Genomic DNA, 9,580 nt, shown 5'->3' on the forward strand with positions numbered 1-9,580 from the left:
AGGGGCTCGTGGGCTCGGAGAGGTGTATAAGAGACAGGGGGTGGGCGGCGCGGGTCCGCGAGGGGCTCCGGCAGCAGCGGCTGGGTGCGTTGACCGACTGGGCCGAGGCCGAGCTGGAACTGGGCCGGCACTCGCCGGTGATCGAACGCCTCGAGGAGCTGATCGTCCACTACCCGCTGGCGGAGTCCTTGGTGGCCCGGTTGATGCAGGCTCTGAGCCTGGCTGGCCGTGGTGCCGAAGCTCTGGAGGTTTACGCAAGGGCGTGCCGGCGAATCGACGACGAGCTCGGCGCCCAGCCCGGTCCCGAGCTGCGTTCACTGCACACGGCCATCCTCCGCGGAGAAGCGGTCACTCTCGCAGTCGGCGCGCCGGACCCCGTGCCGACGGTTCTCTCAGTGCGCAGGCCCGTACAACAGCCACGGGATGTTGATGGATCGGAGCGTCCGCAGCCGGCGCAGCTCCCGGCGGGGGTGCCGGTGTTCGCCGGCCGCACCGGATACCTCAAGCGGCTGGACGACATGCTGGGATCCGACGATCAGGTCCGGGTACGGGTCTCGGTGATCGCCGGTATCGCCGGGGTGGGCAAGACCGCACTGGCCATGCATTGGGCGCACCGGGTGCGCCACCGATTCGGTGACGGGCAGTTATACGCGAACCTGAGGGGCTTCGACCCGAGCGGGTCCTGCGTCGGCGCGGCGGAGGCGCTGGCCGGATTCCTCGATGCGCTGGGGGTAGCGCCGGACCGTGTCCCGCCCGACCCGGACGGGCAGGCCGCCCTGTACCGCAGCCTGCTGGCGGACCGGCGGATGCTGGTGGTGCTGGACAACGCCCGCGACGCCGAGCAGGTCCGTCCGCTGCTGCCCGGCGCACCAGGCTGCCTCGTGGTGGTGACCAGCCGCAGCCAGCTCTCCGGCCTGGTCGCCGCGGAGGGCGCCCACCCGCTGCGGCTGGATCCGCTGTCCGACGCCGAGGCACGCGAGTTGCTGGTCCACCGCCTCGGGCCGGCGCGGATAGCAGCCGAGCCCCACGTGGTGGATGAGATCATCGCCCGGTGTGCGGGGCTGCCTCTCGCCCTTGTCATCGTGGCCGCCCGAGCCGCCACCCACCCGGGCTTCCCCCTCACCGCGCTGGCCGGCGAACTGCGCGACGCGCGCAATCGGCTCGCTGCCCTGGCCGGTCAAGACCCGGCCACCGATCCGCGGGCGGTGTTCTCCTGGTCCTACGATGCGCTGAGCCCCGCAGCCGCGCGGTTGTTCCGGTTCCTGGGGGTGCTCACCGGCCCGGACATCGCCCCACCCGCCGCGGCCAGCCTGGCCGGCGTGGCCGTGCACGAGGTCCGGCCGCTGCTGGCCGAACTGGCCGGCGCGCACCTGCTCGTCGAACACAAGCCCGGCCGGTACACCCTGCACGACCTGCTCCGCGCCTACACGGTCGAGCTCGTCCACGCCATCGACACCGAACACGACCGGCAGGAAGCGTTCCGCCGGTTGCTCGACGACTACCGGCACACCGCTCACGCCGCGACGCTGCTACTGGCCCCGCGCCGACGCCCGATCGCACACGCCCCCGCCGCGCCGGGGGTGAGCGCCGAGGCGATCGCCGGGCCCGAACAAGCACGGACCTGGTTCACCGTCGAACACCCCGTGCTGCTCGCGACCGTGGAGCAGGCGGCCGCCAAGGGGCACGACGAAGATGTGCGGCACCTGGCCTGGACGCTGAGCCCATTCCTGCGATGGCGCGGCCTGCTTCTCGACTGGGCCACCGTCGAACAGGCCGCCCTGGACGCCTCGCGCCGACTGGCCGATCCTCGCGGACAGGCCCACGCCCACCGCCACCTCAGCCGCGCCTTCACCCTGCTCGGCCGCTTTGACCGCGCCCACACACACGCTGCGCAGGCCCTCGGCCTGGCCGCCGATCTCGCCGATCGGCCCGGCCAGGCGCACGCACATCACGAGCTCACCTGGGCCCTGTCACGACAAGGTCGCTATAAGGAGGCGCTCGACCACGCCGAGCAAGCCCTCGACCTGTTCCGAGCCGCCGGCCACCGCCCCGGACACGCCAAGGCGCTCAACGGGGTCGGCAACTGCCACGCCTTACTCGGACACCACAACCGAGCGCTCGTGTACTGCCGCCGAGCCCTCACCCTGTTCCAGGAACTCGACGACCTCAACGGTCAGGCCGCATCCCTCGACGGTCTCGGCTACGCACACCACCACCTCGGTCAGTACGACCTGGCCAAACGCTGTCACCAGCAGGCGCTCAAACTGCACCTGGACCTGGGCGATCGCATCGGCGAAGTCGAGGCGCTGATCCGGCTCGGCAACACCCACCACACCAGCGGCGATCACGACACCGCCCGCGACAGCTGGCGGCAAGCCCTCATCATTCTCGATGAGCTCGCTCACCCCGACGCCAGTTATGTCCGCGCCCAGCTCGCCGACACTGAGCTGCGCTCGACCGCGGCCGGGGGTCCCACTGGTGCACGATTGTATTGGCCCCACCGGTAGAAGCTCTGCGGCGACGAGGTAGCGCTCCGCGGAGGTCACCGCCAAGATCTCCCGGCATCTGCAGCGCTTCAGCGCCTGGATCACGGGCGGCCTCGGGCACGACCGACTCTCGGCCGTCACCCCGCGCGAGGTGAGCGCCTGGCGCGACCATCTGGCCGCCGCCGGCAACATGGGGTGCTGGTAAGAAACGTGTCATGAGCCCCAAACGGCGTTGATCTTGCTGCTCCACGGCGGCGCAGGGTCTGCAGCCCGGCGTGCGTGGTCAAGGTCCGCGCCGACGTAAAGCACACCGCCGCGTCGACTTTCGTGGTCGACGCTCGCAGGGCGGCATCGTCGCCGCTGCCGAGCTCACCCTGGCTTGGCTCTCAACCGGTGATGATCGGGAGGAGATCCTGATGCTGCTTGAGCTCTGACCCACTTCGTCCCATCCGGCCCGGATCTCGTTTCCTGGCTGCGCGCCGAATCAGAGGCAGCGCTCGCGGTCGGGGGGCGGTACGGGGCGTTCTGCGACCGGCTTGGGCACGAAGTCCCGTGCGTAGGCCTGCCTTTTGATGTGCTTTCCCTCCATTCCCCAGATCTCGGCCGCCCGGTACTCGGCCCACCTGATGGCCCCTGTCTTCAGATCGACGATGTAGAACTCCTCCCAGTCGCACGGTCCAGGCGGGTGGCCGTGATCGGGCCAGGTCCGGCTCCGCTCGGCGCGGAGCAGCACGTTGTCGCGACCGAGGGGGCGGATCGCGTTGACGGTCTCCAGGTCGTACGGCAGCGCGAGATCGGCGAACGTGACCCGGTGGGCAGGGTGCCGGAGATCCACTCTCTTCAGCTGGTAGCGCAGATGTTCCACGTCTCTCAGTCGGACGACGCTCACTGCTTCATCGCCCAGCACCACGGGGTACGTGCCGTCCTCGGCATCGCCTTCGCGGTGGGCCACCGTGAACGGAGACCTCCAGTTCTCCCGGACCTGCAGTTCCTTGCCGCTCAACAGGGTGACACGGCCACCGTCCGCGCGCGCCTCCAAAAGGTCATGGGCAAACTCCGTGCCGAGGTGGAGGCGCGCCTTCGACGACAGATCGATCAACTCGCTCCCGCGGTGGGCGTTCCACGCGAACAGCAGCTCGCCGTCCCCGTGGAAGGCCAACTCGACGTTCCATGGATCGTCGGCGGGCCGGTACGCCCTGGTGGAGACCAGCTTGACTGCCCCACTGGCGAGGTCTTTGACAACCAGGGCACGGTCGGAACGACGGAGATAGGCGAGGCGCCGGCCGCCGTCGCTGATGGCGAGGGGCGACACCGCCTGCCCACCGTCCTTGGGAACGAAGCCGAGAGCCTCCTCGATCCGCCATTCCTGACCGGAGCCGCTCCCCGCTCTCCAGGAATGGTGCGCGGCCGCGGGTTCCCGGATAACCCCCGGGTCGTACAACACCGCATAGTCCAGGCGTGGCGCCTTCCTGCCTGGCAACACGGGCAGCCGTTCCGCCGGCTGTACCGTCGGCGGCGGATCCGGTTCTCCCTCAGGCCACGCTTGTACGGCGAGCACCACGCAAAGGCCGACGAGACAGATCATCGCGAGGCGCCTCATGCCGCCCCCTTACGCAAGACGCAGGATCGCGTAGCCGAGCCGCGTGGCGTACCGTTTCCCGGTGTTGGGGTCGCGCTCTTCGTCCAGGATCGTCCAGCGCTCGACCAGCTCGTCGATGTGCATCGGGCGTGTTTCATGACCACCAGCATTGATCAGGCGAGTCACAGCAAGATCAACGCCGTTTGGGGCTCATGACATGCTTCTTACCGGCACCCCATGTTGATTCGGCCTGTCGCGCAGGAGTTCGAACAGAGGATCTTGTCAGGTCGCAGCTCAGAGGGTTGCCCCTCTGCCATGTTCATCCGTTCCCCACACGACGGCTCAGTTGGTGCGCTGGAGGACGAGGATTGCCGTTCCTGCTGTGGACAATGGCCGAGCTCGACTCGACCACGGAGCGAGTTTTTCCGCCTGGGCTGGCGCTGCGGGCGAGCATGGCGAAACCGTCCGGTTGATCACCGAGGGGCCCTCGATCTCGGGAGCGGCCTGATCGGTGCGCGTGATCAGTAGGGCACGGGCCGGTTGTCCTGCGCCCAGAGCTGCTCCGCCTCCGAACCCGTCGGGGGCGGGCACAACCCGTCGATCATCCACAGATCCCGCGGGGTCTCGTCGATGTGGAACTCGCAGTGCAGCCCGCGGTCGCCGGTATGCGCGGCCAGCAGGCGACCCAGGGCCTCGCTCATCCGCTCGCGCAGGCCGGAATCCTCAGCATGGCGGGCGATGTGCTCGATCACGACGCGCACGGTGTCGTCCGAAGGTACTCCCCCGACCAGAAACGATGCCCGCGGGACCTCGTGGAAGAGCGTGACTCGTGTTCTTCGTAGCTGCCGGAGATGCCGGACACGCCCGCGTACGAGTTGACGAACAACATGATGCGATGGCCGTAGCCGACCGACCCGAAGCTGTAGGTGTGCGATGACGATGCCGACTGCGTGTTGTACGGCGTAGCCATTCGGACAAGTCCCATACCGCCGCCCCCCGATGGCCGATGTGGGTAGATGCGCGGCGGATCATCCCGAATCGGGGGGCTAATGTCGCTCCAGGCCAGTGAGGGTCACACCCAGACGTCGAACGCCTCCACTGCCGACGCCGATGTGGATGGCAGGCCAGCTTGGGGCAGACGTCGCGTCATCGTAGGCCGGAGCATTTGAGGCTGCCCGCCCACAGCGACCTGGCATGCGCGTGACCTGCGTCTTTCGACCGCAGTCGAATGTTCTGGACAAGGCAACGCACGCTAATCAGGATCGGGGCAGAACCCTCTCTCGGAAGGGAAGATCGTGCGCAGAACCGCGACGAAAAGCCGGGCAGGCATACGCCTTCTGATCCGGATCGTGACTGTCATGCTCCTTGTGGTGGCTGCCCCAGCCGCTGTCATGGCAGCTCCCGCATCAGCCATCACGTTGTGCGAGACCCCCGAAACTGAGAACAACTGGGATCTACCGGGCCTGCCGTTCACGTACATCTGCGAATACGGCTACATCGAGCACAGCTTCCAAGGCCGCGGCCACATCTTCATCGTCGACCAGAACAGCGTGCCACTACACACCTGGCAGACCTCCATCAACGGCCCCTGGTACGAGAGTTGGGTAGGTCTGGGCGGTGAAGCGCGCAGCCAGATCTACCCCTACAACTGCACCTATCAAGGCCGTCAATGCCTTCGTCTCGAGGTCGTGGGCACAGACGGCGTTTGGTACTGCAAGTGGTACGACGCCTACACGGTGGGCTATTGGTGGCCATCGCAAAACGAGTGGGCCTACTGCTGACCCGCCGCTTCACCGAGCGGACGCCTGATCCTCATGGCACGACTCCCTGAGGATCGGGCGCCTACTACACCCAGGCGTCGAACGCCTCCACCACCAGCCGCGGACTCCCGGACACGCCGACGATCGGCTACTTTGCTCCTACGCGCAGGCGCGCGCGAGCCCGTGCACCCGAACCCGGGGCTCGCGCGCCATCCCCGCTGCCCGCGCACAGCGCGCCTGCGGACGTCGTCGGCCGCAAAGTGTCATCGTGGCGATGACACATGCGTCATCATCAAGACGACGCCACCGGCGACCATGAAGGGGACGTGACCGTGCGGCCCGCCTACGACCTGACCGCTCCGTACGACGCCCGCCGCTTCCTGAGCGAGGAGAGCCCGAACACGCGCTTCGTGCCGTCCGGGAACGCCACGCACGACGCCGGGAATATCACCAACGTCCACAACCTGACCAGCCCGTACCGCTCCCAGTACAGCCCGCGGCCCTCCGGCGATGAGGCCCTGGCCGCCCTGACCCTGCTGGCCGACCTGCGCGACTGGCTGGCGACGTCGAGCCCGACCTGATCGCCGCCGCCCGCGACGCCGCCGTCACCTGGGAGGCCCTCGCGCCGGTGCTACGGGTGAGCGACCGCCGCGCCGCCCAGCGCCGCCACGCCCCCTGGTCCAGGCCCTCGCCCGCGACCGCCAAGCCGGGGTGCCGTTAAGAACCATGCGACGAACCGCCAAACCGCGCCTGAGCTGGGACACGACTCGCTGGGCTCCGGCCGCGCATGGCTACTGCGGCGCCCGGGTGCGGCACCGGGCGACGGGGAAGGGCGTCTGGTTCGCCCTTCCCCGTCGCCTGTAGGAGCCGGCAGCTCCTATGACGCCCGTGCGGTCGGGGTGATCAGTTGGCCGGACCGCGGGCGATGTAGAGGTTCATGCCGGTGAAGTCGAGGGTGAGGTTGTAGGGCTTGTAGAAGGCGTGGAAGAAGGTGACCGGCAGGTCGAACCCGTAGGGGGTGAGCGATGCCTTGGGGTTCATGTTGCAGTAGACCTCCTGGGCGGCGGCGGCGCCGACTCGGATCTCCTTCGGGTAGCAGGGGTAGGCGACGGCTGCGTGGCTGTGGCCGAAGGTCTGGATCGGGCGGTCATAGTCGCTGCGGATCCGCAACTTCTCGGCCGTCTCCCCGAACATCATCGCGGCGCTCTCGCCGCTTCCGCCGATGGACAGGCCCGCCACCACTGGGCCGGAGTCGACGGCGCCGGCGATGCTGGCCCTGCTGTGCAGCTGGTGATCACGGGCCAGCCACATCGGCAGGGGCTCGGCGCCCGCCCGCTTGGCGGCGGCGCGTGCCTTGCCGGCCGTTTCGGGGGTGCTGCGCCGCAGGATCAGCTGCTGGCCCGCGTAGTCGAAGGTGGTCAGCAGGTGGTAGAAGACCCACATGCCGATGATGCCGTCGCTGTCGGTGTCGACATCTTCGCCCGACTCCGTCGCCGACCAGCTCACGGGGAGGTTGCGCAGTTCGATGCCGCCCACCTTGAAGGAGTCCAGTACCCCATAGTGCGCCCATATGGTGCCGTTCAGGTACTCCGTCTCCTCGCTGAAGACGGGGTTCAGGCCGGCCTCCTTGGCCACCGTCGCCGATACGCCCAGCGACGGGGCGCCGGTGTAGAACGTGAACTTCTTCGCCGGTCCGCCGTTGATCGAAATCCCCTCTACCAGCGGTATCGGGTCCATCTGCGTCCAGGGCAGCACCGCGGCGTCACCGTGGACCTGATACGGCTCGCCGGAGAATGCCGCGAACCACTTGGCATAGGTTCCCCAGCCGGCCGCTTGCCAGTGGGGTGCGGAGAGGGCGAGCTTGTCCTGCCGGATGTAGCAGTCGGCCAGGAACCGGTTGGCCTCTTGGTCGTCGAGCGCCAGGGAGAGGGCCATTTTGAGGTATTTTTCAGCGTCGGGGAACCGGTTGGACAGCAGCCCGACATAGCCGCGTTGGCGAGCCGCGCGCAGGTTCTTGGGGTCTTGCTTCAGGACCTCCTCGTACGCGCGGCCGGCCTGCTCGAACTTGCCGGCTTTGAACAGCGCGTCCGCGTCAGCGCTGCCGGCCAGCGCGGTGGCCGCGCCGCCCAGCAGCGGCGCGGCCGCGGCGGAACCGGCCAGCACGGCGGCGCCCCGCAGCAGCGAACGCCGATCCCATTGCCTGTCATCAGCCACGCCTTCTCCTTTTCGTGATCACCTTCGCCGTGACTTTCTGTCCGACGGACGGGCACAACACCTCCGGCCGGTTCGTCCCGCCCTGCTTGATGAGGGCGACGCCGTGGTGCCAAGGCCACCCGGGCGGTACAGCGTCGTCCCGATGCGGGCGGCCGAATCGCTTCGCAGCGCGCTCCGTAACTCGCCCGCCGGCCGACCCCGTCCACTGTCGGCCAGCCGTGTCTCTGCCTCCTCCGCGCCGTGTCATGGTTGTGTCACGGCCGCAACCGACGGTGGCAGCCGTCGATAAACCGAGACATGCGGCAGACGGCGCACTAAGACTCGTGTCACCAAGTACACGCGATCAGCCCGGTGCAGGTCAGTGGTGGTGCTCGACGCAGCCGAGGCCCCGTGGAACCTCTGTTCCGCTGGGTCGGTGCAACCCATCTGAGCTGGGCAAACTGAAACGCATGTACTTCATGACAGCCTCGTTACCGACAGGCCGGTTAGGGGGTGAGCTGCTGGTGTCCTATGACGGAGAGCAGTTCGAGCTTTCCCTGGCTGTCGGTGCCGGGTCGGGCGGCCAGCACCACCAGGGTCTGCGTGCGGTCTTGGGTGCACAGGACCTGGGCGTCGACGTCGATACGGCCGAGGTGGGAGTGGAGGATGGTCTTGGACTCCTCATAGCGCTGGGCGACCTCCCCGAGTTCCCACACGCGGACGAACTCGGGGCTGATTTCGTGGAGTTCGGCGACCATACGGGCGGCTCGGTCGACGTCGCTGCCGGCTGTCAGCGCGGCCCGCAGGCGGGCTGCCTGGGAGCGGGTGTGGTCCGGGTGGTCTCGGCCAGTGTTGCCAAGACCGACGCCGTGCCCAGGATGGTCAGGCCCATGATGAGGAAGCGGCGGCGGCCGAAACGGTCCGACAGGCTGCCCGCGGTGATCAGGAACCCGGCGAAGACGAGGATGTAGGCGTCGAGGATCCACTGGACATCGGCCGGGGTGGATCCCAGATCCCGCATCAGGGAGGGGACGGCAAGGTTGAGGATCATGTTGTCGACACTGATCACGAGCAGGACCGTGCACAGGACACCGAGGATCCACCAGCGGCGCAGGTGCGGCATGAGGAGCTCCGTTCAAGGGGGTTCGGGGCGACCTGAGCAGCACGCCCCGGCAACCGGCGCCCGCAGCACCCCGGCTCTCCGATGTGAGCGGACTGGAAGGAGCCGGGGCGATGCTGGGACGGTCGAGGTCAGGCGATCTTGGGCGTGCAGCGCATGCTGACGTACACGCAGGGAGTGCCGTTGGTCAGGGTGGAGAACACCACCGGGATGTAGTTGTCGCCGAAAGGCCCGCCGGAGGCGGCGAACACCGTCTGCGACACCGGCGTCAGGTCCGCCTCCAGCGGTAGGGAGAAGTCCTTCATGCCGTCCACGAACTCATACCGGATGCGTGCGGCTCCGTCGTCCTGTTGGGTGATGGTGGTGAGGACGCCCTCGCGCTTGTAGGCGCCCACCAGCTCCGTCATGTCAACCGGGGGCGGGGTCGCCGCCGGGGCGAAGG

Annotated in this window: 8 protein-coding genes and 1 pseudogene; 3 read left to right on the forward strand and 6 right to left on the reverse strand. The window is 68.2% G+C overall.

From position 1 onward, the window contains the following. On the forward strand, positions 1–2,507 hold a 2,507-nt coding region (locus tag EJK15_RS64305; protein WP_138720096.1), incomplete at its 5' end, for an ATP-binding protein. Positions 2,508–2,970: 463 nt separating this feature from the next. Here EJK15_RS64305 and EJK15_RS64310 read toward each other — a convergent pair. Then, entirely contained in the window at positions 2,971–4,086 is a 1,116-nt protein-coding gene (locus EJK15_RS64310; RefSeq protein ID WP_138720097.1) for a hypothetical protein, read from the reverse strand. Positions 4,087–4,586: 500 nt separating this feature from the next. Further along, complete coding sequence (locus EJK15_RS75865; RefSeq protein WP_206062149.1) at positions 4,587–5,066, reverse strand: tautomerase family protein; 480 nt, start codon at positions 5,064–5,066, stop codon at positions 4,587–4,589. Positions 5,067–5,414: 348 nt separating this feature from the next. Between EJK15_RS75865 and EJK15_RS64320 the strand changes: the two genes are divergently transcribed. After that, the gene (locus EJK15_RS64320; RefSeq protein ID WP_138720099.1) at positions 5,415–5,846 is read left to right on the forward strand and encodes a PLL family lectin; all 432 of its coding nucleotides are present in this window, start codon (positions 5,415–5,417) and stop codon (positions 5,844–5,846) included. Between the two features lie 260 nt (positions 5,847–6,106). Beyond that, a complete protein-coding gene (locus tag EJK15_RS64325) occupies positions 6,107–6,406 on the forward strand; it encodes a hypothetical protein (RefSeq protein ID WP_138720100.1) in 300 nt (99 codons plus the stop codon). A 322-nt stretch (positions 6,407–6,728) separates the two neighbouring features. Here the strand turns inward: EJK15_RS64325 and EJK15_RS64330 are convergent, their stop codons facing one another. The 4 genes and pseudogenes from EJK15_RS64330 to EJK15_RS64345 all read right to left on the reverse strand — a co-directional run. Then, the gene (locus EJK15_RS64330; protein ID WP_138720101.1) at positions 6,729–8,039 is read right to left on the reverse strand and encodes an aspartyl protease family protein; all 1,311 of its coding nucleotides are present in this window, start codon (positions 8,037–8,039) and stop codon (positions 6,729–6,731) included. A gap of 485 nt (positions 8,040–8,524) precedes the next feature. Further along, positions 8,525–8,824: an MmyB family transcriptional regulator gene (locus EJK15_RS64335; RefSeq protein ID WP_171075328.1), complete on the reverse strand. Its 300-nt coding sequence runs from the start codon at positions 8,822–8,824 to the stop codon at positions 8,525–8,527. Continuing rightward, the gene (locus tag EJK15_RS64340; RefSeq protein ID WP_138720102.1) at positions 8,809–9,141 is read right to left on the reverse strand and encodes an MFS transporter; all 333 of its coding nucleotides are present in this window, start codon (positions 9,139–9,141) and stop codon (positions 8,809–8,811) included. Before EJK15_RS64340 ends, EJK15_RS64335 begins: the two co-directional genes overlap by 16 nt. Positions 9,142–9,269: 128 nt before the next feature. Continuing rightward, positions 9,270–9,580 (reverse strand): annotated as a pseudogene (locus EJK15_RS64345) (serine hydrolase domain-containing protein); the annotation flags it as partial.

It is taken from the genome of Nonomuraea basaltis, from assembly GCF_005893125.1.
Classification (GTDB): domain Bacteria; phylum Actinomycetota; class Actinomycetes; order Streptosporangiales; family Streptosporangiaceae; genus Nonomuraea; species Nonomuraea basaltis.

Coding starts and splice junctions, on each gene's coding strand:
- EJK15_RS64325 (WP_138720100.1), top strand. CDS start 6,107: ATGCGTCATCATCAAGACGACGCCACCGGCGACCATGAAGGGGACGTG.
- EJK15_RS64310 (WP_138720097.1), bottom strand. CDS start 4,086: ATGAGGCGCCTCGCGATGATCTGTCTCGTCGGCCTTTGCGTGGTGCTC.
- EJK15_RS64340 (WP_138720102.1), bottom strand. CDS start 9,141: ATGCCGCACCTGCGCCGCTGGTGGATCCTCGGTGTCCTGTGCACGGTC.